This window comes from Nocardioides ganghwensis, from assembly GCF_014779655.1.
In the GTDB taxonomy this organism is placed as follows: Bacteria; Actinomycetota; Actinomycetes; order Propionibacteriales; family Nocardioidaceae; genus Nocardioides; species Nocardioides ganghwensis.
Map to the genome: position 1 here is coordinate 186,641 of NZ_JACXYX010000003.1, position 21,547 is coordinate 208,187.

General features: G+C 72.8%; 16 protein-coding genes. 9 read left to right on the plus strand and 7 right to left on the minus strand.

Going from position 1 to position 21,547, the window contains the following annotated elements; all coding sequences use genetic code 11:
• Positions 1-53: 53 nt before the first annotated feature.
• From IEZ24_RS04935 to IEZ24_RS04945, 3 genes are read right to left on the minus strand one after another with little or no spacing between them, the layout of a single operon-like run.
• Positions 54-917: a fructosamine kinase family protein gene (locus IEZ24_RS04935; protein WP_129453059.1), complete on the minus strand. Its 864-nt coding sequence runs from the start codon at positions 915-917 to the stop codon at positions 54-56.
• The gene (locus tag IEZ24_RS04940; RefSeq protein ID WP_191192822.1) at positions 917-1,426 is read right to left on the minus strand and encodes a low molecular weight protein-tyrosine-phosphatase; all 510 of its coding nucleotides are present in this window, start codon (positions 1,424-1,426) and stop codon (positions 917-919) included. Before IEZ24_RS04940 ends, IEZ24_RS04935 begins: the two co-directional genes overlap by 1 nt.
• Positions 1,427-1,431: 5 nt before the next feature.
• Positions 1,432-1,821: a phage holin family protein gene (locus IEZ24_RS04945; RefSeq protein WP_129453057.1), complete on the minus strand. Its 390-nt coding sequence runs from the start codon at positions 1,819-1,821 to the stop codon at positions 1,432-1,434.
• Between the two features lie 43 nt (positions 1,822-1,864).
• On the opposite strand from IEZ24_RS04945, the gene IEZ24_RS04950 reads away from it, so the two are divergent.
• The 7 genes from IEZ24_RS04950 to IEZ24_RS04980 all read left to right on the plus strand — a co-directional run bounded on the left by IEZ24_RS04950 (position 1,865) and on the right by IEZ24_RS04980 (position 14,133).
• On the plus strand, positions 1,865-2,425 hold the full coding sequence (locus IEZ24_RS04950) for a VanZ family protein (protein WP_129453056.1): 561 nt from the start codon (positions 1,865-1,867) through the stop codon (positions 2,423-2,425).
• 9 nt (positions 2,426-2,434) lie between these two features.
• Positions 2,435-3,505, plus strand: a complete 1,071-nt coding sequence (hisC, locus tag IEZ24_RS04955; RefSeq protein WP_129453055.1) for a histidinol-phosphate transaminase — start codon at positions 2,435-2,437, stop codon at positions 3,503-3,505.
• A gap of 43 nt (positions 3,506-3,548) precedes the next feature.
• Complete coding sequence (locus tag IEZ24_RS04960) at positions 3,549-4,538, plus strand: glutathione S-transferase family protein (RefSeq protein WP_242498338.1); 990 nt, start codon at positions 3,549-3,551, stop codon at positions 4,536-4,538.
• Positions 4,539-5,212: 674 nt separating this feature from the next.
• A complete protein-coding gene (locus tag IEZ24_RS04965; protein ID WP_129453054.1) occupies positions 5,213-10,129 on the plus strand; it encodes a prealbumin-like fold domain-containing protein in 4,917 nt (1,638 codons plus the stop codon).
• A gap of 274 nt (positions 10,130-10,403) precedes the next feature.
• Complete coding sequence (gene pdhA, locus IEZ24_RS04970) at positions 10,404-11,561, plus strand: pyruvate dehydrogenase (acetyl-transferring) E1 component subunit alpha (protein ID WP_129453053.1); 1,158 nt, start codon at positions 10,404-10,406, stop codon at positions 11,559-11,561.
• On the plus strand, positions 11,558-12,544 hold the full coding sequence (locus tag IEZ24_RS04975; RefSeq protein WP_207206662.1) for an alpha-ketoacid dehydrogenase subunit beta: 987 nt from the start codon (positions 11,558-11,560) through the stop codon (positions 12,542-12,544). The genes pdhA and IEZ24_RS04975 overlap by 4 nt, the downstream gene beginning before the upstream one ends.
• 11 nt (positions 12,545-12,555) lie before the next feature.
• A complete protein-coding gene (locus IEZ24_RS04980; RefSeq protein WP_129453052.1) occupies positions 12,556-14,133 on the plus strand; it encodes a dihydrolipoamide acetyltransferase family protein in 1,578 nt (525 codons plus the stop codon).
• A 158-nt stretch (positions 14,134-14,291) separates the two neighbouring features.
• Here the strand turns inward: IEZ24_RS04980 and IEZ24_RS04985 are convergent, their stop codons facing one another.
• Positions 14,292-15,242, minus strand: coding sequence for an NAD-dependent epimerase/dehydratase family protein (locus IEZ24_RS04985; protein ID WP_129453051.1), 951 nt, complete (start codon positions 15,240-15,242; stop codon positions 14,292-14,294).
• A gap of 137 nt (positions 15,243-15,379) precedes the next feature.
• Here IEZ24_RS04985 and IEZ24_RS04990 point away from each other — a divergent pair, with 137 nt between their 5' ends.
• Together IEZ24_RS04990 and IEZ24_RS04995 are read left to right on the plus strand one after the other, a co-directional pair.
• A complete protein-coding gene (locus tag IEZ24_RS04990; RefSeq protein WP_129453050.1) occupies positions 15,380-16,858 on the plus strand; it encodes a coiled-coil domain-containing protein in 1,479 nt (492 codons plus the stop codon).
• A complete protein-coding gene (locus IEZ24_RS04995) occupies positions 16,851-17,894 on the plus strand; it encodes a coiled-coil domain-containing protein (protein WP_129453049.1) in 1,044 nt (347 codons plus the stop codon). The genes IEZ24_RS04990 and IEZ24_RS04995 overlap by 8 nt, the downstream gene beginning before the upstream one ends.
• A 67-nt stretch (positions 17,895-17,961) precedes the next feature.
• Here the strand turns inward: IEZ24_RS04995 and IEZ24_RS05000 are convergent, their stop codons facing one another.
• Genes IEZ24_RS05000 through IEZ24_RS05010 form a run of 3 tightly spaced genes read right to left on the minus strand, consistent with a single transcriptional unit; the run spans position 17,962 to position 21,542 of the window.
• A complete protein-coding gene (locus tag IEZ24_RS05000; protein WP_129453048.1) occupies positions 17,962-19,434 on the minus strand; it encodes a carboxyl transferase domain-containing protein in 1,473 nt (490 codons plus the stop codon).
• Positions 19,435-19,452: 18 nt separating this feature from the next.
• Entirely contained in the window at positions 19,453-20,967 is a 1,515-nt protein-coding gene (locus IEZ24_RS05005) for a M1 family metallopeptidase (protein WP_129453047.1), read from the minus strand.
• Positions 20,964-21,542 carry an RNA polymerase sigma factor gene (locus IEZ24_RS05010; protein ID WP_191192816.1) on the minus strand — a complete coding sequence of 193 codons (579 nt, stop codon included), beginning with the start codon at positions 21,540-21,542 and terminating at the stop codon, positions 20,964-20,966. The genes IEZ24_RS05005 and IEZ24_RS05010 overlap by 4 nt, the downstream gene beginning before the upstream one ends.
• Positions 21,543-21,547: the final 5 nt, after the last annotated feature.

Here is a 21,547-nt window from a genome sequence, read left to right on the forward strand (position 1 = left end):
AAGGATGCCACCGGCGCCTGAGCGGAGCCTGAGCGTCTCCTGCAGGCAGCAGGTCAGGCGTAGCGCGCCGCGACCGCCCCGGCGCGGGCGCCGTAGCCGCCGCCGAACATGCACGCGTGCACCAGCAGCGGGAAGAGCTGGTGGATCCCGAGTCGCTCCTCCCAGCCCTCGGCGAGGGGGTACGCCTCGTCGTAGGCGGCCATCACCCGCGGCAGGTGCGTGAGCCCGAACAGGTGGAGCATCGCCAGGTCGACCTCGCGGTGCCCGCCGTGGGCGGCCGGGTCGATGACGTGGATGGCGAGGTCCTGGCCCCAGAGGCAGTTGCCGTTCCAGAGGTCGCCGTGCAGCCGTGCGGGCGTCTCCTCGGGCAGGAGGCCGGAGAGCCGGCCGATGACGGCCTCGACCGCCGCCGCGTCGGGCTCGGTGATCGCGCCGCGGTCGCGCGCGAGCTTGAGGTAGGGCAGCACCCGGCGCACGGCGTAGAACTCGGGCCACGAGTCGGCGGTCTTGTTGGGCAGCGGCAGTCGCCCGATGAACCCGTCGTGGTCGAGGCCCCAGCCGTCGGCTCCGGCGGCGTGGGTGGTGGCGAGCTGCTGGCCGAAGGCGACGGCCGCCTCGACGGGGGTCTTCGAGCTCTGCTCGACCCACGCGAGGACCACGCAGTCGCTGGCCGCGGCGAGGACCTCGGGCACCGGCACGCCACCCTCGACCTCGGAGAGCCAGCGGAGTCCCTCGGCCTCGGCCTCGAAGAACCCCTCGGGCGCGTGCGGCAGCGTCTTCATCAGCGCCGTCTGGCCGCTGGACAGGCGCAGCCGGGTCGCCGTGGCGATGTCGCCGCCCGCCACCGGCGAGGTCGCGACGACCGCGGTGCCGAGCAGCTCCTCGGCGCGCCGGGCGACCAGTGGCTGGCGAGCCATCAGGCGGGACCCTCGAGCGCGCGGGGGAGGGCCGCCACGATCGCATCGCTCGTGCGCTCGACCATCGCCAGCACCTCCTCGAACCCGTCGTCCCCACCGTAGTACGGGTCCGGGACCTCTCCACCCGGGTCGACGGGATCGAGGTCGCGGAACATCCCGACCCGCGGCGTCCGGCCGCCGACGTCGGCGAGGTTCGCCTCGTCCATCACGAGGACGAGGTCGTACGCCTCGGGCCAGGTCGCGTCGTACTGCCGGGCGCGGTGCCGGCTCGGGTCGTAGCCGGCCGTGGTCAGCGTGGCCGCGGCGCGCGGGTCCATCGGGTTGCCGACGTGCCAGCCGCCGGTGCCGGAGGACGCGACCTCGACCCGGTCGTCGAGACCGGCGTCGGCCAGGCGGCTCTCCAGGACGACGTGGGCCGTGGGCGAGCGGCAGATGTTGCCGAGGCAGACCAGCGCGATCCGGTAGCGGCCGGGCTCGCGGGCGGCGGGCAGGTCGGTGGGGACCGGCACCGGCGTCAGTCCCGCGAGGGCAGGGCGATCCGCACGCCCCAGCCGACGACGGTGATGATGAGCGAGCCGACGAGTGCGTTCCAGAAGCCGTCGACGTGGAAGCCGAGGTCGAAGGCGTCGGCCAGCCATGCGGTGAGCAGCAGCATGAGGGCGTTGATCACCAGCAGCAGGAAGCCCAGCGTCAGGATGATGAACGGCAGCGACAGCAGCTTGATCACCGGCTCGACGAAGGTCGACACGAGTCCGAGGATGAGGGCCACGAGGAGCAGCGGCACGATCTTCTCCTGGAGCTCGGCCTGCCCGTTGTCGGGGCCGTCGAAGTAGATCCCGGCCAGCAGCTGGGCCGCCACGGCCAGCCCGACGGCGTACGTCAGCAACCACGTCACGAAGCGCATACGTCGAGACTAGCGACCCCTGCCGTCCCGTTACCCTCCCCGGATGGTGACGATCGGCGGCACGGGCGTGATGGTGCTCGGCGCGCTGGCGGCCGGACTGGCGGCCGTGCTGCTCGCGCTCGCCGTCCGCCGTCGGCTCGGCACCGCGTCCGCGGTGTCGGTTTCCGGCCTGCTGTGGTCGCTGGCCGCGATCGGGCTGGTGACGCTCGTGCCGACCCGGGCCGACGTCGGGATCGTGCCGGCCGAGACCCGGAGCGAGTCGTGCTCGTGGGACTACGGCGGACCGTCGGGGGCGGCCTTCGAGGTTCTCGGGTTCGACCAGCGCACCCTCAACGTCCTGCTCTTCGTGCCGGCGGGGATGTTCCTCGTGCTCGCCGTCGGGCGCTGGTGGTCGGGAGTCGCGCTCGCCCCGCTCGGCCTCGCGGCGCTGGCGGCGTACAGCCTCGGCATCGAGCTCACCCAGCTCCAGCTCGCCCGCCTCGACCGCGCCTGCGACGTGACCGACATGGTCGACAACGTCCTCGGTGCGGGCATCGGCTTCGCGATCGGCCTGCTGCTGCTGCCGGTGGTGCGGCCGTGGCGGGGCCGACGCACCGCTGAATAGGGTCCCCCTATGACCTCCCCCCAGCCCCGGCCCAACGTGCTCGCCATCCCTGCGTACGTCGCCGGCAAGCCGCCCGTCGCCCGACCCGGGCTGACGTCCTACAAGCTGTCGTCCAACGAGAACCCCTACCCGCCGCTCCCGGGCGTCCTGGAGGCCGCGACCGAGGCGGCGGCGCAGATGAACCGCTACCCCGACATGGGCAGCACGGCCCTGTACGCCGCCCTCGGCGAGGCGATGGGGGTGCCGGTCGAGGACCTGGCGGCGGCGACCGGATCGGTCGGCCTGATCTACCAGCTCGTCAACGCGTTCTGCGAGCCCGGCGACGAGGTCGTCTACGCCTGGCGCTCCTTCGAGGCCTACCCGATCGCCGTCACGGCCGGGGGCGCGACCAGCGTGCAGGTGCCGGTGACCGCCGACGGCCGTCACGACCTCGACGCGATGGCCGCGGCCGTCACCGAGCGTACGAAGGTCGTCATCGTCTGCACGCCCAACAACCCGACCGGACCCGCCGTCACCCAGACCGACCTCGACGCGTTCATCGCGAAGATCCCCACGCACGTGGTGGTCGTGGTCGACGAGGCCTACCTGGAGTTCGTCCGGATGGACGACGCCATCGACGGCATCGCGACCTACCGGCGCCACGACAACGTCGTGCTCACCCGCACGTTCTCCAAGGCGTACGGACTCGCCGGCTTCCGCGTCGGGTACGCCGTGGCTCCGGCGCCGCTGGCAGCCGCCCTCCGCGCCGTCTCGCTGCCCTTCGGCGTCAGCCACGTCGCGCAGGCCGCGGCGATCGCCTCGCTGGCCGCGCAGGACGAGCTGCTCGCGCGGGTCGAGGACCTCGTCGCGCGCCGTGCCGACCTCGTCGCCCGGCTGCGCGAGGTGGGCTGGGAGCTCCCCGACGCCCAGGGCAACTTCGTGTGGTTCCCGCTCGGCGACCGCGCCCTCGACTTCGCCGCGGCCTGCGGCGAGGTGGGGATCTCGGTGCGGCCCTTCGCCGGCGACGGCGTCCGGGTCAGCATCGGCGAGGCCGAGGCGTTCGAGCGGGTCGTCGAGGTCGCTGCCCGCTTCGCCCCCTGAGTCGTCGCCCGGAGCGCGCCCGCACGGTCGGTATGGTTGAACTGTGAACGACACGGCGACGTACACCACCAAGGGCAAGCCCTTCGAGCGCGACATGTCCTACCTGCCCGACCGGGTGCTGGCGGGGGAGCGCTCGGCGGACCCGCTCGACGACCAGTTCCCCAGCGGCTCCAAGGACAGCCCGCGCGACGTCCCGGTGTGGAAGGCCGAGCCCGGCCGCTACCGGCTGGTCGCCGCCCGTGCCTGCCCCTGGGCGCACCGCTCGATCATCGTGCGCACGCTCCTCGGCCTCGAGGACGTCATCTCGTGGGGCGCGCCCGGACCGGTGCACGACGCCCGCAGCTGGACCTTCGACCTCGACGAGGGCGGCCGCGACCCCGTCCTCGGCATCGAGCGCCTCCAGGAGGCCTACTTCGCCCGCGAGGCCGACTACCCGCGCGGCATCACGGTCCCGGCGATCGTCGAGGTCGAGTCGGGACAGGTCGTGACCAACGACTTCCCGCAGATCACCCACGACCTGTCCTTCGAGTGGCGCGAGCACCAGCGCCCCGACGCCCCCGACCTGTGGCCCGCCGACGTCCGCGAGGAGATGGAGGCGGTGATGAAGCGGGTCTTCACCGAGGTCAACAACGGTGTCTACCGCTGCGGCTTCGCCGGCTCGCAGGAGGCGTACGACGACGCCTACGAGCGTCTCTTCGCCGCCCTCGACTGGCTCGAGGACCGCCTCGCCGACCGTCGCTACCTGATGGGCGACGCCATCACCGAGGCCGACGTACGCCTCTTCACCACCCTGGTGCGCTTCGACGCGGTCTACCACGGCCACTTCAAGTGCAACCGCAACAAGATCACCGAGATGCCGCACCTCTGGGGCTACGCGCGCGACCTGTTCCAGACCCCCGGCTTCGCCGACGAGGTCGACTTCGAGCAGATCAAGCAGCACTACTACGTCGTGCACACGGACATCAACCCGACGCAGATCGTGCCCGCCGGGCCTGACGAGTCCGGCTGGCTGACGCCGCACGGCCGCGGCTGACGCCGGGTCGCGGGTGGGCGCCCGGGTGGACCGGTCTGGACCCCCGGCCCCCCGACAGGCCCCCAAGTCCGACGTCTTCTCAAGACTCTCCCAAGACATCCGACAGGTACGCCGCCGCTCGCCCGTACCCGCCCCGTCCGCGCGTCCCGCGGCGCATCGTGGCTGACCACCACGGACCTCGCAGGGCGGCGCTCCCACCGGCCTGCGCCCTCCACCCACATGGAGGAGAGCCGGGGCAGACGGACACCCACAAGTCCGCCGGCCCCGGCTCGTGGTGTTCGGAGCCGTCGCCCGTCCGGGTTGGTGCGCGACGCCCCGACCTCTCCCACGTTGGGTACGTGGTCTGGTCCGATCGCGCCCTATCCGGCCTGATACGCCAAGTTTCGATCAAGCCCGGCCGGAGGTAGTCCCCGACCTCTGCTCAGCCGGTGCGGTGGCCCCGTTCCGGCGAGAACCTTCTGCCGGGACATGTGAGCCGTGCGTCATGGGGGCGTGCGGCGTCCACGGTCGACAGCGCTGGGGGGCGTCGGTCACCGGACGGACTTCGACAGTGGGGACTACTCGCACAGGGGGCGAGATTCATGCATCGCGTACGCACGAACACCAGGACCGCGCAGCTGAAGCGACGGACTCGAGGGGCACACGCAGCCGAACGGCGACGGGGGCCGGGAGGGTTGAGCCGACTGCTCGCCCTCCTCCTGCTCGTCCCGGTCTTCGCCGTCCAGGCCACGACCTCGGCCGCGAGCGCGGCCGTCGTGGCGGGCTTCGAGATCGACGGCAACACGCCAGTCGACGGCGGCGGCACGGACTGGGCGGGGCTCGACGACGCCACCACCCACAAGACCGACCCGGTCGGCAACGTCGACACCAGCACGTTCAAGGGCAGCAAGGAGTTCGAGCACCCCTCCACCTGGGAGATCGGCACCGGACTCGCGCCCAACCAGGACGACATCTCCGACGTCTACATCCACGACGCGGTCGTGGACGACGACATCTGGGGCTTCATCGGCTTCCGCCGCTACACCTCCAGCGGCGTGACGAACTTCGACGTCGAGTTCAACCGGCAGCAGAACGCCGGTGGCAGCACCTACCTGCCGCTGCGCTCCGTCGGCGACGTGATGGTCCGCTTCGAGCAGGACGGCAACAAGGGCTTCAAGCTCACCAACGCCTACTTCTGGCGGCTCAAGACCGGTCCGGACTGGACGTCCGGCTGCCTCGAGGTCAGCGGCTACTCGCCCGGCGCCGGCTGGTGCCCGGTCGACATCTCCCAGGTCCCCTTCACCGGCACCACGGGCGAGGGCGGGCTCTTCGGCGAGGGCGCGTTCAACTTCACCGCGCTCCTCGAGCTCGGTGGCGGCGACATCACCTGCCTCGGCGGCAACTTCGGCACGATGAACATCCGGACCTTCACCGGCAACGCCAACGAGTCCGCGCTCAAGGACTACGTCGACGCGGTCAGCATCGACGTCGGTGACACGTGCGGGGCCATGGAGATCTACAAGGTCGACCAGTTCGGCAACTCCGTTCCCGGCGCGACGTTCTCCATCTCCCCCAACCCGATCCCGGGTGAGACCGCGAGCCCGCTCGTCATCACCGAGGGCGGGGCGGGCGACCCCGACGGAACGGCCAACGGCGCCATCGTCATCGACCCGGCCAGCCCGGGCACGTACACGGTGGTCGAGACCGCGGCCCCGGCCGGGTACGAGCTGCCGCAACCGGTGTCGGCGCGCACGTGGACCGTCACGGTCGGCGAGAACGGTGAGGGCAGCGTCAACACCCCGTTGACCGTGACCGACCGGAGGTACTTCGCGTCCCCGACGATCGTCAATGCCCCGAGCTACGACATCGACTACAACTGGCAGGTCGTCAAGTTCGTCACCGGCCCCAAGACGGCTGACGTGCCCGAGGGCACCGACGCCACCTTCCCCTACGAGGTGCGGCTCAAGGCGCTCGACCCGACGACCTCCGGCTTCGGCGGGACCGTCACGGTCACCAACCCGAACCCGCTGCCCATGGTGGGGACGCTCTCGGCCGGCATCACCGGCGGCGCGTCGTGCACCATCAGCGCGCCGGACGTCTCCGGCGCAGCCGGGCACCAGGTCGACCTGGCGAGCGGGGCCAACCCGTTCACCTACACCTGCCCGACGGCGGCCCTTCCCGGTGGCACCACTGCGACCGTGACGTGGGCGGAGGCGACCTACCCGAGCTCCGACGCGGGCGAGACCTACACGCGCTCCGACGCGAAGGCCTTCACCATCGACCAGAAGACCGACGAGACCACCACGGTCACCGACACCTTCGACGGCGGTGCGCCGGAGGACCTGGGCACCTTCGACTGGAACACCGTCCGGGCCTCGAACGTCCCGGCGGCCCACACGGTCGTCGTCGCGACGTACTCCCGCGACATCGCGGGCGTGCCGGGGAAGTGCACCGACTACACCGACACGGCGCGCGAGTCGGCCGACGAGACCAGTGACAGCGAGAAGGTCACGGTCTGCGTGGGCCGGAACCTCGACGTCACCAAGGACGCCACGCTCGGCTACCAGCGCGAGCTGCTCTGGGACATCGCCAAGTCCGGCCCCGGCACGGTCTGGGTCGGTGAGGACGAGCAGGGCGACCTGAGGAAGACCGTCGACTTCACCATCGACGTCACCGCCGACGGCGTGAGCGACTCCCAGTGGGCGCTCACCGGCACGATCCTCATCGACAACCCCAACTCCTGGCCCGTGACGGTCGACGTGACCGACACGGTCGTGGTCGACACCAAGGTGCTCCAGTGCACGATCGACGGCGGCGCCTCGGTGGCCGTGCCGGCCAACGCGGTCGACCACCCTGTGACGTACGAGTGCCCGGGCGTCGAGCAGGGCGACTACGTCGGCGAGAACACCGTCACCATCGACTGGAGCGCGGACTCCCACGCCTACCCGAGGACCAGCGACAGCGACACCGTCGACGTCGAGGTGACGGGTGACCCGGAGCCCACCAACGCGACGGTCACGCTCACCGACCTGCTCGAGGGCGAGGACGTCACGGCGGACCTGCCGCAGTCGACGTTCGACTGGAGCACCGTCCACGCGATGACCGGCGACGCGGCGGCGAACCCGCCGCTCGCCGACCACACGCAGCGCCTCACCTACTCGGTGGAGCTCGACGGCGCGACCGGCGAGTGCGTGCCCTACGAGAACGTCGTCACCATCGACCAGACCAAGCAGTCCGACGCCCACACGGTGACGCTGTGCTCGCCGGGCGTCGCCAAGACGGTCGTGGCCGACTTCGGGCGCAAGCAGCTGTGGAAGCTGACCAAGGAGGTCGACAAGACGTTCGTCGAGGTCGGTCCCGACGGCCAGGCGCGGTTCACCTACACCGTGACCGCCACCCCGGGCGAGGTCGTGCCGGACGGCACCGCCTCGTGGTCGGGCTCGATCGAGGTCAGCAACCCCTCCGACGAGGTGCTGGTCGTCGACGTGGCGGACCTCGCCGACGTGGCCGGCTGGACCTGCGAGCTGGTCGCCGACGGCACCGCGGTGGAGATCGCACCCGGTGGCAGCGTCGAGCTGGCGTACGGGTGCATGGGGTCGGGCCACGCGTCCGGCACCAACACCGCCGAGGTGAGCTTCGGTGACGAGGTCGTCACCGAGACCGTGGACGTGGAGTTCGCGCCGCGGCCGGGCATCACCGACACGACCACGACCCTGGTCGACGACATCCCGAACGACGGCCTCCCGGCCAAGCAGTTCGACGTCGACGCGGCCAAGGGACCCAACGTGTTCACCTACTCGCGCGACCTCGGCGCTCCTGCCGGCGCCTGCGAGACGTACACGAACACCGCGGTCCTGGCCCTGACCGGCGACGACCTGAGCGCCGACCGTACGGTCCGGGTCTGCGAGGAGGCGCCGCTCGAGGTCGCCGTGGAGGGTGCCGGCAGCTACGGCATCACCTACCCGTGGACCATCGAGAAGGAGGTCGACCGGACCCGCGTCGAGGTCGACGCCGAGACCGGGCAGGCCGACTTCACCTACGAGGTGACGGTCCGGGCCGGCGAGAAGCAGCCGGCGGGCTGGACGCTGTCCGGCGACGTCACGGTGACCAACCCGAACACCTACGCCGAGGGCGACATCGAGGTCACCGACCTCGACGTCAGCACGGACGTCGGTGGCGGGGCGGTCTGCACCGCGACGCTCCCGGCCGAGCCCGTGGTCGCGCACGGTGACGACCTGGTCGTCGGGTTCTCGTGCGAGTTCACCGGTGAGCCGAGCACCTCGGGCACGGTCACCGCCGACGTGAGCTGGGACCCGGCCGGTGCCGCGACGAGCGCCACCGAGTCCGGCTCCGGCGACGTCACCCTCACCGTGGGCGACGAGGTCGACCGGTTCATCGAGGTCTGGGACGACCAGACCGACCCGGAGAACCCCGTGCTGCTCGACGGGGAGCTGGAGTGGTCCGCGGGCCTGGTGGAGACGTACGGCTACACGCTCACGCACGAGGGTGTGCCGGGGACGTGCGTCGACTTCACCAACACCTCCTGGCTGGAGCTCGCCGGGGACGACCCCAGCGCCAGCACCACGGCCACGGTGTGCACCGAGGCCCCGCTCGAGCTGGCGCCGACCGCGACGGCCGACCTGGCGCGCGAGTACGCCTGGTCGATCGCCAAGGTCGCCGACGCCACCCAGCGCACGGCCGACGCCGCCGGCAACGCGACCTTCACCTACACGGTGACGGCCCGCGCTGGCGCGGCGACCGACTCCGGGTGGAAGCTGCAGGGTTCGGTGGAGATCGCCAACCCCAACCAGTACGCCGACGGTGACATCACCGCCGACGTGACAGCGGCGACGGACCTCGGCGGGGGCGCGGTCTGCACCGTCACCGGGGGCGCGGACGCCGTGGTCGCAGCGGACAGCTCGACGACCCTGCCGATCGCCTGCACGTTCGCCTCGAAGCCCGCGGGCTCCGGGACCGTGAGCGTGACGGCGACGTGGGACCCGCCGGGCGAGGCGAGCTCGACGTCGGTCACCGAGACCACGGAGCCGATCTCCTTCGGCGTCCGCTCGGAGACCAACAAGACGGTCCAGGTGGTCGACGACAAGACGGTCGCCGGTCGGCGGGTCGTCCTCGACCCGGCGCTCACGTGGGCAGCGGGCCTGGTCAAGAGCTACACCTACGACCTGACCCTGTCCGGGGGCGCACCCGGTGCGTGCCAGGGCTGGACCAACACCGCGACGATCGACCTGCCGGTCGGTACGGACCCGACGGCGAGCGCTGCCGTGCTGGTCTGCACCCCGGCCGTCGAGGTCCTGCCCGAGCAGGCCTTCGGCAAGGCGGTCGGATCGGTGAAGGCGAGCTGCCAGGGCACCGTCCGGGCCAAGCTGGCCAACCGCTCCGGGGAGACGGTGGTCTACAAGCTGCGGGTCGGCAAGAAGGTCCACAAGATCGCGGTGAAGTCCCTCGCCAAGAAGAAGTTCGTGACGAAGGGCAAGCCGCGGGCGCTGGTCACGTTGAAGGTCGGCTCCACCAGGCTCGACAAGCTCCGCGTCCCGGCGTTGTGCGAGGCCCCCGAGGTCCTGCCCGACACCGGCATGCGAGGCGCGAGCTGATGGCGGCCGCCTTCATCGCCGGGTAGCAGCTGCTGCCCGAGCCTCCACCCCCCAATGGAGGCGAGCCGGCGCCGACGGGTCACCCACGAGCCCGTCGGCGTCGGCTCATCCGCGTCCCCAGGGCCGGCGTACGCCTGATTGGTGCTGTCGGGCTCCGACAGATACCTTGACCCCCATCCTGTGGTCGGGGTCACACACGCCGGCGACCACGCGTGCAAGCCGTCGGCGTCCGGCGATCCCGTGACTGCCGCTGCCTGATTGTGAGGAGAGTGCGTTGTCCGATCCTGTGAGTTTCGGCCCCGACCTGGTGGACGTCTTCGGACCGTCCCAGACCGACGGTGGCCCCGAGCTCGTCCAGCTGCTCACGCCCGAGGGCGAGCGCGTGCACCACCCCGAGTTCGACCACGACTTCTCCGCCGAGGAGCTGCGCGGCCTCTACCGCGACATGGTGCTGACGCGGCGCATCGACGTCGAGGCCACCGCGCTCCAGCGCCACGGCGAGCTCGGCATCTGGGCCCAGCTGCTCGGCCAGGAGGCCGCACAGATCGGCGCCGGCCGTGCCCTGCGCCCGCAGGACTACGTCTTCCCGACCTACCGCGAGCACGGCGTCGCCTACTGCAAGGGCGTCGATCCGCTGCGCCTGCTCGGCCTGTTCCGCGGCGTGGACCAGGGCGGCTGGGACCCCAACGAGAACAACTTCGGCCTCTACACGATCGTCATCGGCGCGCAGACCCTCCACGCCACCGGCTACGCCATGGGCATGCAGCGCGACGGCGTCGTCGGCACCGGCGACCCCGAGCGCGACTCGGCGGTCATCGCCCACTTCGGCGACGGTGCGTCCTCGCAGGGCGACGTCAACGAGGCGTTCATCTTCGCCGCCTCCTACAACGCCCCCGTGGTGTTCTTCTGCCAGAACAACCAGTGGGCCATCTCCGAGCCGATCGAGCGCCAGACCCGCATCCCGCTCTACCAGCGCGCGCTGGGCTTCGGCTTCCCGGGCATCCGCGTCGACGGCAACGACGTGCTGGCGACGTACGCCGTGACGAAGGCCGCGCTGCAGCGCGCCCGCGAGGGCAACGGCCCCTCGTTCGTCGAGGCCTACACCTACCGCATGGGCGCGCACACCACGACCGACGACCCCACCCGCTACCGCCTCAACGACGAGCTCGAGCACTGGAAGCTCAAGGACCCGATCGAGCGGCTCAAGGTCTACCTCCGCCGCAACGGCCTGGTCGACCAGGAGTTCTTCGACGACCTCGACGCCGAGGCCAAGGAGCTGGGCCACCACCTCCGCGAGGGCTGCAAGGCGCTGCCCGACCCCAAGCCGCTCGACCAGTTCGGCTACGTCTTCAGCGAGATGACCGACGAGATCGCCGCCCAGCGCGACGAGTTCGCCGCCTACCTCGCTTCGTTCGAGGGGAGCCACTCGTGAGCACCACGCAGAAGATCACTCTCGCCAAGGGCCTCAACATGGGCCTGCGCAAGGCGATGGAGGACGACGACAAGGTCCTGCTCATGGGCGAGGACGTCGGCAAGCTCGGCGGCGTCTTCCGCATCACCGACGGGCTGCAGAAGGACTTCGGCGAGGACCGCGTCATCGACTCGCCCCTCGCGGAGTCCGGCATCGTCGGCACCGCGGTCGGCATGGCGCTGCGCGGCTACCGCCCCGTCGTGGAGATCCAGTTCGACGGCTTCGTCTACCCCGCCTACGACCAGATCGTGTGCCAGGTCGCCAAGTACACCTACCGCTCGCAGGGCAAGGTGAAGATGCCGATCGTCATCCGCATCCCCTTCGGCGGCGGCATCGGTGCGGTCGAGCACCACTCGGAGTCGCCGGAGGCGCAGTTCGCGCACACGCCCGGCCTCAAGGTGGTCGCCTGCTCCAACCCGGTCGACGGCTACTGGATGATCCAGCAGGCCATCGCCCACGACGACCCGGTCATCTTCCTCGAGCCCAAGCGCCAGTACCACGCCGACAAGGCAGAGCTCGACGAGTCCGCGACGCCCGAGCCGCTCTTCACCTCGCGCGTGGTGCGTCCCGGCTCCGACGCGACGGTGCTCGCCTACGGCCCGACCGTGAAGACCGCGCTCAAGTGCGCCGAGGCCGCCGAGGCCGAGGGCCGCAGCCTCGAGGTCATCGACCTGCGCACGCTGTCCCCGCTCGACATGGCCCCGGTCTACGAGTCCGTACGCCGCACGGGTCGCTGCGTGGTCACCCACGAGGCGCACGTCAACCTCGGCATGGGAGCCGAGCTCGCCGCCCGGGTCACCGAGCAGTGCTTCTACTCCCTCGAGGCCCCGGTCCTGCGCGTCGGCGCGTTCGACACGCCCTACCCGCCGTCGCGGATCGAGGAGGAGTACCTCCCCGACCTCGACCGGGTGCTGGACGCCGTCGACCGCACCTTCGCGTTCTGAGAGGAACTGCCATGTCCGAATTCCTCCTCCCCGACGTCGGCGAAGGCCTCACCGAGGCCGAGATCGTGGCCTGGAAGGTCAAGGTCGGCGACACCGTCGAGATCAACGACGTGATCGTCGAGATCGAGACCGCCAAGTCGCTCGTCGAGCTGCCCTCGCCCTTCGAGGGCACCGTGCTCGCGCTGCTCGTCCCCGAGGGCGAGACCATCCCGGTCGGCACGCCGATCATCTCGATCGGTGCCGAGGGCGAGGCGCCGCCCGCCCCGTCCGCTCCCGCCGAGCAGACCGAGTCCGACCCCTGCCTGGGAATGGCGCAGAAGGCAGGTGAGAGGGCGGGCGCTGCCGACGCGGCCGCCCAGGTCGACCCGGCCGACATCGACCTGTCCAACCCGGCCGCGTCCGGGTCGATGGAGGGCGCGTCCCTCGTCGGCCGGATCAAGGCCGAGCGCGGCCCGATGCGCCGGGCCCGCCGCGGCTCGGCCTCGCCGAGCACGGTCGCGGGCGGCCAGACCCAGCTGCAGGTCCAGGGCGCGTTCTCGCCCGGCGGCGCGCAGTCCGACGAGGTCATGCCCGCCGACGAGGCTCCCGTCCCCGCCGTCGACCAGCGTCCCGCTCCGCCGGCGGCGCCCGCCGAGGCGCTCGTGCCGCCCGCCGCGCAGGACCCGGGAGTCGTACGCACCCTCGCCAAGCCCCCGGTCCGCAAGCTCGCCAAGGACCTCGGCGTCGACCTGTCGACGCTCGTCGGGTCCGGCCCGTCCGGGTCGATCACCCGCGACGACGTCCAGGGTGCCGCCAACGGCTCGGCCCCCGCCCGTACGCCGTCGGCCGCCGCAGCGTCATCCGGATCCGCACCCATGGCTGCGGTTCCGCATGACGCACCGCGCGAGCGCGAGACCCGCGAGCCCATCAAGGGCGTGCGCAAGATGATGGCGACGGCGATGAGCCAGTCCGCCTTCACCAGCCCGCACGTCACCGAGTGGATCACCGTCGACGTGACCGCGGCGATGCAGCTCGTGGCCCGCCTCAAGAAGCGTCCCGAGTTCCGCGACACCCGGGTCAGCCCGCTGCTGGTCCTCGCGCGCGCCGTCATCCTCGCGATGAAGCGCACCCCGGAGATCAACTCCTACTGGGACGAGGACGCGCAGGAGGTCGTCTACAAGCACTACGTCAACCTCGGCATCGCGGCCGCCACGCCGCGCGGCCTGGTGGTGCCCAACGTCAAGGACGCCGACTCGCTGTCGATGACCGAGCTGGCGCAGGCGCTGGGCGAGCTCACCGCCACCGCGCGCGACGGCAAGACGCAGCCGGCCGAGATGGCCGGCGGCACCTTCACGATCACCAACGTCGGCGTCTTCGGCGTCGACGCCGGCACCCCGATCATCAACCCGGGCGAGTCCGCGATCCTGTGCTTCGGCGCGATCAACAAGCGGCCGTGGGTGGACGAGGAGACCGGGGAGATCGTCGTGCGCGACGTGACGACCCTGGCGCTGTCCTTCGACCACCGCCACATCGACGGCGAGAAGGGCTCGCGCTTCCTCGCCGACGTCGCCGGGATGCTGTCCGACCCGGGGACCGCCCTCCTGTTCTGACCGGGCACTTCCTGACCCCTCCGGAGCGCCGACCGGGCACTTCCTGACCCCTCCAGAGCGCCGACCGGGCACTTCGTGACGACGAAGTGCCCGGTCAGCGTCGATGGCGGGGCCGGAAGTGCCCGGTCGGCGTCGTTGGCGAGGCCGGAAGTGCCCGGTCAGCGGGCGTGCCAGGCCGCCAGCACCTCGGCATCGCGCTCGGGTGAGAGGGCGGTGACCGGGGAGTCCAGGCAGCCGGGAGCGGTCTCGGCGAGCGGCCGGAGGCGCAGGCCGGCGGCGACGGCCGGGCCGGGGTCGTGGGCGAGCATGCCGTCGTACTCCGGACGCGGCAGCCACAGCGGCAGCGAGCCCTCTCCCATCCAGGGCACGACGCCCTGCGCCTCGAGGAACTCCGAGTCGACCCAGGTGAGCCGCGGGTAGCCCGCTCCGACGCCGGCAGCGGTGTGGGCCAGCAGCTCGCCGATCGGGACGGGGTCGCCCACGGCGTCGTACGTCCCGGTCGTACGGGTCTCCGCGAGGTCGAGCAGCCAGGCGGCCAGGTCGCGCACGTCGATCACCTGCACCACGTCGTCGGGACGCCCCGGGGCCAGCACCTCGCCGCCCCGGGCGAGGCGCTGCGGCCAGTACGCGAACCGGCCCGTCGGGTCTCCGGGCCCGACGATCAGGCCCGGGCGGGCGACGACCGACGCCGCCGCCGTCGAGCGCACGGCCTGCTCGCAGGCGACCTTCATCCCGCCGTACGCCTCGGGGTCGACCGCGAGGTCGACGTCCTCCTCGATCGGGTCGAGCAGCGGCTCCATGGCCGGCGAGCCGTTGTCGGCGTACACGCTGATCGTGGAGACGAAGACCCAGTGCGCCTGCGCCGTAGCGGCCACCGCCCTGCGCACCTGGGAGGGGAGCCGGCCGACGTCCACCACCGCGTCCCAGGCTCCGGACCCGACCTCCGCGGGCACGTCGTCGGAGCGGTCCCACGGCAGGTGCGTGGCGCCGTCGGGGACCGTGCCGGAGGTGCCGCGGCAGGCGCAGGTGACGTCCCACCCGCGGGCGACGGCCTGCGCGGCCACCTCGCGGGAGAGGAACCGGGTCCCACCGAGGACGAGGAGTCTCATGGCCCCACCCCAGCGGGTGGGATACTCGCGGGGCAAGGGGTTTCGCTGAGGGCGCAACCGATGGTTCGTGCCCTTTGTCAGTCGCGGCCCCGCGCTGCGACAATGAGGTCCTCGGATCGTGTGGAAGGAGCGGGCGGATGGCCCAGGACGCCGCCGCGGCAGCTTCGGGCGAGCCCACCACCTCGGCCCTGCTGGCCCGCGCCCAGCAGGTCGCCGACCAGCTGGTGAGCGAGGCCCGGCAGGAGGCCGACGCCCTGACCGCAGAGGTGGGCGCCCTCCGCGAGGAGCTGCGCACCCTCAAGGCCGAGGCCGAGGCCGACCGCGCCGAGGCAGGCCGCGCCCGCCGGCAGGCCGAGGAGGTGCTGGCCGGGGCGTCGGAGGAGGCCGCGACCATCGTGGTCGACGCCAACGAGCAGGCCGCCCTGCTGATGTCGTCGGCCTCGGGGGCGCGCGACGAGCAGGTCGAGGCCGCGCGCGTCGAGGGCGACCGGCTCCGTACCCAGGCGCAGCAGGACGCCGTCGCGCTCCGCGCCGAGGCGCAGGAGCTGCGCGACACCGCGCACGCCGAGACGTCCGCGATGCTCGACTCGGCACGTGCCGAGGCGGAGGCCGCCGTCGCCGCCGCCCAGGAGACGGCGGCGCGGCTCGTCGAGGAGGGCCGGGCAGGCGGCCAGCGCCACCTCGACTCCGCGATGACGGAGGCCGAGTCGCTGCGCGCCACCGCCTCGACCGAGTCGGCCCGGATGCGCGACGAGGCCGCCCTCCACGTCGAGGAGATGCGCCGCACCACGGGCGCCGAGGTCGACCGGATGCGCCGCACGGCCGAGGAGACCCTCGCCTCGGCCCGGGCGGAGAGCGAGGAGAAGCTCCGCCAGGCCGCCGAGCAGACCGAGTGGGCGACGCAGACCGTACGCTCCGTGCTGGCCGGCGCCGCGACGGAGGCCGATGCGATCCGCAAGGCCGGCCACGCCGACGTCGCCGCCCACACCCGGCTCGTACGCCGCCGTCTGCAGGGCGTGATCGCCGCCGTCGCCGGACGGATGGCGCTCCAGCTCGCCGACGCCCAGCAGCGCGCCGACGACATCGCCCGCGCCGCGGGCCTCGCCGCCGCCGAGATGGAGAGCGAGGCCAAGGCCACCCTCGCGCGGGCCGAGGCCGAGGCCGCCCGCATCGTCGCCGACGCCACCGACGAGTCGGAGCGGGCCGTCGAACGGCTCGAGCGCCGCAGGGCCGAGGCGGAGTCCGGCGCGGCGAGCCTGCGTGCTCTCGTCGCCGAGGAGGTCACCCGCAGCCGGGCCGAGGCCGCCGAGGACCGCCGCCGGGCCCGCGAGGAGTCCGTCGCACTCGTCGCCGAGGGCCGGGCCGAGGCCGACCAGCTCCGGGAGAGCGCCCGCCGGGCGGTCGAGCGCGCCCGTGCCGAGATCACCGAGCTGCAGGCGCAGCGCGACGGGATCGCCGCCGAGCTCGCTCAGCTCTCCGGCGTGATCGAGGCGCTCGCCGTGCCTGAGCGCCGGCAGGCGACCCCGGCCGAGGCCACGGCCGAGAGCACCACCCCGCACCCGTCACCCCCCAACCCCCACCACTCCCCGTCACCCCTGGAGAACCCCGATGCCTGAAGACATGTTCACGACCGTGCGCCGCGGCTACGACCCGAGCGAGGTCGAGCGGGCCGTCGGGCAGGCGCAGGCCGAGATCGCCGAGCTGCGCCGGCGGCTCGAGTCCGCCGAGGCGGCCGCCGAGCAGGCGCGCAACGAGGCCGCCGCCTCCCGCGACGCCCTCGTCTCGCGTGAGGCGCAGGAGCCCGAGCTGCCGACGTACGAGCACCTCGGCGAGCGCGTCGGGCAGATCCTCTCCCTCGCAGAGGCCGAGGCCGCCGAGATCCGCGACCGCGTGCTCGGCGAGGTCGAGACCCTCCGGAAGGAGGCCGAGCAGGAGGCGGGGGCGATGCGCGCCGACGCCGACCGCTACGCCGAGGAGACCCGCCGCGACGCCGACGCCGACGGCGCCCGGCTGCTCGCCGACGCCCGCAAGGCCGCCGACGGCGAGCGTGACGCGGCCGAGCGCGACGCCTCCGCCCGCCGTGCCGAGGCCGAGGCCCTCTACGAGGACGCCCGCGCCAAGGCCGCCCAGTCCGCAGCCGACTTCGAGACCACGCTCGCCGAGCGCCGCCAGAAGGCGACCGCCGAGTTCCAGGCGCAGCAGGCCGCCACCCAGGCCGAGCTCGACGCGATGGCCGCCCGCAGCAAGGACACCGAGGCCGCGCTCGAGCGCAGCCGCGCCGAGGCCGAGGAGCGGATCGCCCGGATGCTCGCCGACGCCGAGGAGCGCTCCACCACCATGGTCGCCGAGGCGCGCGCCTCCGCCGACCGCGTACGCGCCGAGTCCGACCGGGAGCTCGCCGCCGCCGCGCAGCGCCGCGACAGCATCAACGCGCAGCTCTCCAACGTCCGCCAGATGCTGGCCACCCTGACCGGCACCGTCCCCGGCGTCGCCCTGCCCGGCGAGCCCGCTGCGGCGGCCGACGTACGCACCGGGTCGGACGCCCCCGACGTGCCCGAGCCGGTCACCGAGGCCGAGGTCGTCGAGGCCCAGGACGCGGCGGCCGCCGAGGCCGCCGAGCGCGCGGACGGCGAGGCCCCCGAGGAGCGGTGAGCCACGCAGGTTCTCGAGCTCCAGAACCTGCCTCACTGACCGCTCGACCACCGGCCCGGACCGCCGGTCAGACGTAGCGGCGCGTCCGCTCCTCCGGCGACCCCGGGCCGGTGGCGAGGAGCGAGCTGAGCTCGTGCTCGAGCACGGCCCCCACGCGACGGCAGAAGTCCTCCGGCTCGTCGGCGGCGTCGGGCTTCTCGGCCACGATCCGGTCGACGATCCCGCGGCGGTGGAGGTCGATCGCCCGGACCTGCTGGGCGCGCGCCATCTCGGACGCGTGGTCGAGGTCGCGGTGCACGATCGCCGACGCGCCCTCGGGCGGCAGGGGCGAGAGCCACGCGTGCTGGGCGGCCACGACCCGGTCGGCCGGCAGGAGCGCGAGCGCCCCGCCGCCGTTGCCCTCGCCGAGCATCAGGCACAGCGTCGGCGCGTCGAGCGTGACGAGGTCGGCGAGGGACCGGGCGATCTCCCCGGCGAGGCCGCCGTTCTCCGCGGCCGCCGACAGCGCGGCGCCCTGGGTGTCGATCACCGTCACCAGCGGCAGTCCGAGCTCGGAGGCCAGCCGCATCCCGCGGCGGGCCTCGCGCAGCGCCTCGGGCCCCATCGGGTGGTCGGTCGTCTGCCCGCGCCGGTCCTGGCCGAGGAAGACGCACGGCGCCTCGCCGAACCGCGCGAGCGCGATCAGCAGGCCGGGGTCGCGCTCGCCCTGGCCGGTGCCGTTGAGGGGCACGACCTCGCTGGCGGCATAGCGCAGGAGCCGGCGTACGCCGGGCCGGTCCGGACGCCGCGAGCGGGTCACGCAGTCCCAGGCGTCGACGTCGGGCACGTCCTCCTGCCCGGGGTCGGCGACGGGCGCGACACCCTCGCGCGCGGCCATCAGCGTGGTGAGCGCGCGGTCGAGGATCTCGGCGATCTCCTCGGGCGGGAGGACGGCGTCGATGATGCCGTGGGCGTAGAGGTTCTCCGCGGTCTGCACGCCCTCGGGGAAGGGACGGTCGTAGAGCGCCTCGTAGACCCGGGGGCCGAGGAAGCCGACGAGCGCGCCCGGCTCGGCGACGGTCACGTGCCCGAGCGAGCCCCACGAGGCCATCACGCCGCCGGTGGTGGGGTGGCGCAGGTAGACGAGGTAGGGCAGGCCCGCCGTACGGTGCGCCGCGACCGCGGCGGAGATGCGCACCATCTGCACGAACGCCGGTGTGCCCTCCTGCATCCGGGTCCCGCCGCTGACCGGTGCGGCGACGAGCGGCAGACCCTCGCGGGTGGCGCGCTCGATGCCGGCGACGATCCGGTCGGCGGACGCGCGCCCGATCGAGCCGGCGAGGAAGCCGAACTCGCCCACCAGGACCCCGATGCGCCGCCCGTGCAGCCGCGCCTCGCCGGTGAGGACGGACTCGTCGACGCCGGACCTCTCCGCCGCGACCGCGAGCTCCGCGGCGTACGCCTCGCTGATGCCGTCGCGGGCCGGCGGGGTGTCCCACGAGGACCACGAGCCCTCGTCGAGGACGAGGTCGATCAGGTCGTGTGCGGTGAGGCGGGTCATGGGGCAGGGTAACCGCGGTCAGCCGGCGGAGGGCACGCCCGGCGCAGGGGTCCGCCGACCGGTGATCCAGCGGTCGAAGAACGTCGACAGCTCGCGACCGGTCTCGGCCTCCCAGTGGTCGTAGACCTGCTCGCGGGAGACCGACGTGTTGTCGTTGTCGGCCAGCCAGGACCGGGCGATGCGGTAGAACTCGTCCTCGCCGAGGTCGGCGCGCAGCTCGTTCCACATGAGCGCGGGCGTGTAGTAGATGTTCGAGCTGCCGAACTGGTCGGGGTCGTACGCCCCGGGCGGGCCGTACTGGTCGCGCAGCTGCTGGTCGACGCCGCGGGCGTTGCGCAGGCTCTCGCGCAGCGGCCGGATGTCGTGCTCGTCCTCGTAGGTCCACTGCAGCAGCATCGTCATGCCCTCGTTGAGCCACACGTCGCGCCAGTCCGACGGGGAGACCTGGTCGCCGTACCACTGGTGGACGATCTCGTGCGCGACCACCTGCGGCGAGAGGACGTAGTCGTTGTTGCCGAGGGTGACCATCGTCTGGGTCTCCATCGCGCTCTGGGAGGCCGTGACCACGAGGCCGAGGGAGTCGAACGGGTAGTCGCCGAGCCTCCCCTCGACCCAGTCGACGGTCGCGGCGGCGGTCTGGATCGAGTCGAGGGGGCGAGTCATGCCGCGCGGGGTCCAGTAGTCGACGCGCAGGCCGCCGGCGGCGGTGTTGCTGCTGTGGGTGTAGTCGCCGATGGCGAGGGTGACGAGGTAGGACGACGCGGGCTCGTCGAGCTGCCACGAGGTGGTGGTGCCGTCCTCGTCGGTCGCGAGCGCGGTGAGCTCGCCGTTGGCGATGCCGGTCCACTTCGGCGGCGCGTGGACGGTGATGTCGTAGAGCGCCTTGTCGGCGGGCTGGTCGTTGACGGGGTACCAGGTGTAGGCGCCGTACGGCTCCTGCATCGTCCACACCTCGCCGGAGGAGGTGATGGTGAAGCCCGTGGAGGAGAAGTCGCTGCGGGTGGTCGGCGCGGGGGCGGGCTCGGGGGTGCCGGCGTAGTCGAGGACGAGCTCGTAGCGCTGGTCCTGCTCGATCGGGGCCCTGACGACCAGGTCCTTGCCGAGCCGCGACACCCGGACCGGCTCGCCGTCCAGGGTGACCTCCCCGAGGGTCAGGGGAGCGCCGAGGTCGAGCTGGAACCTCGGCGCCGTGCGGGCAGCCCGGAAGGTGAGGACCGCGCGACCGGTGAGCCGTTCGGGGCCGGGCTCCCAGGTCAGGTCGAGGTCGTAGTGCAGGGCGTCGACGCGCGGGTCGCCGACGTCGGGGTAGACGCTGTCCTCGACCGGCGTCGAGACGGCGAGGTCGAGGTCCTGCTCGACCGGCTCCGTGACGACGGGCGCGGACACGGGCGCCGTCGAGGCGGGGTCGGCGGGCTCGGCGGCGGACGGCGGCGCCCCCAGCTCGTCGGGACCGGTCGTCTGGCCGGAGCAGCCGGCCAGCAGCGCCAGCGACAGGCCCAGCGCGAGGGCCGAGGGGGCGGGCCGGAGGCTCACCGGTCGCCGCGCAGCAGGGGTCGCGCCAGCTTGCGGCCGTGGTGGATCTGCGCCTTGACGGTCCCGAGCGGGGCGCCGACCAGGGTGGCGATCTCGTCGTAGGGCAGGCCGTAGACGTCGCGCAGCAGCAGCGGCTCGACGTACTGCGGGTGGTCCTGCTCGATCGTGTCCATCGCCTCGAGCAGGTCGAGCCGGGTCCCGGCGATCACGCTGGTCGTGCGCGGGTCCGGACGGTCGTGGGCGCCGTCCTCGAAGTCGGTCGGCGTGGCGAGGTTCTTGAGCCGGCGGTACGTCGTGCGCGCGCTGTTGACGGACACGATGTGCAGCCAGGTGGTGAACCGCCCGCGCCCGCCCCACGAGCCGATCTTGGTGGCGACGTTGAGCATCGCCTCCTGGCAGGCGTCCTCGGCGTCACCGGAGTAGGGGAGCACGCCGCGGCAGATGTTCAGCACGCGCGGGCGTACGGCGGCGAGCAGCGTCTCCAGCGCGTCGCGGTCCCCCTCGCGCGCGCGGCGGGCCAGGTCGTCGATGTCGTCCGGCGCCAGCGCGTCGCCCGGGTCCCCCGAATAGCTCACGCCTG

Bases quoted from the DNA above. Each gene is read 5' to 3' on its own strand.
- IEZ24_RS04935 (WP_129453059.1), bottom strand. From the start codon at position 917: ATGGCTCGCCAGCCACTGGTCGCCCGGCGCGCCGAGGAGCTGCTCGGC.
- IEZ24_RS04945 (WP_129453057.1), bottom strand. From the start codon at position 1,821: ATGCGCTTCGTGACGTGGTTGCTGACGTACGCCGTCGGGCTGGCCGTG.
- IEZ24_RS04950 (WP_129453056.1), top strand. From the start codon at position 1,865: ATGGTGACGATCGGCGGCACGGGCGTGATGGTGCTCGGCGCGCTGGCG.
- hisC (WP_129453055.1), top strand. From the start codon at position 2,435: ATGACCTCCCCCCAGCCCCGGCCCAACGTGCTCGCCATCCCTGCGTAC.
- IEZ24_RS04980 (WP_129453052.1), top strand. From the start codon at position 12,556: ATGTCCGAATTCCTCCTCCCCGACGTCGGCGAAGGCCTCACCGAGGCC.
- IEZ24_RS04985 (WP_129453051.1), bottom strand. From the start codon at position 15,242: ATGAGACTCCTCGTCCTCGGTGGGACCCGGTTCCTCTCCCGCGAGGTG.
- IEZ24_RS04990 (WP_129453050.1), top strand. From the start codon at position 15,380: ATGGCCCAGGACGCCGCCGCGGCAGCTTCGGGCGAGCCCACCACCTCG.
- IEZ24_RS04995 (WP_129453049.1), top strand. From the start codon at position 16,851: ATGCCTGAAGACATGTTCACGACCGTGCGCCGCGGCTACGACCCGAGC.
- IEZ24_RS05000 (WP_129453048.1), bottom strand. From the start codon at position 19,434: ATGACCCGCCTCACCGCACACGACCTGATCGACCTCGTCCTCGACGAG.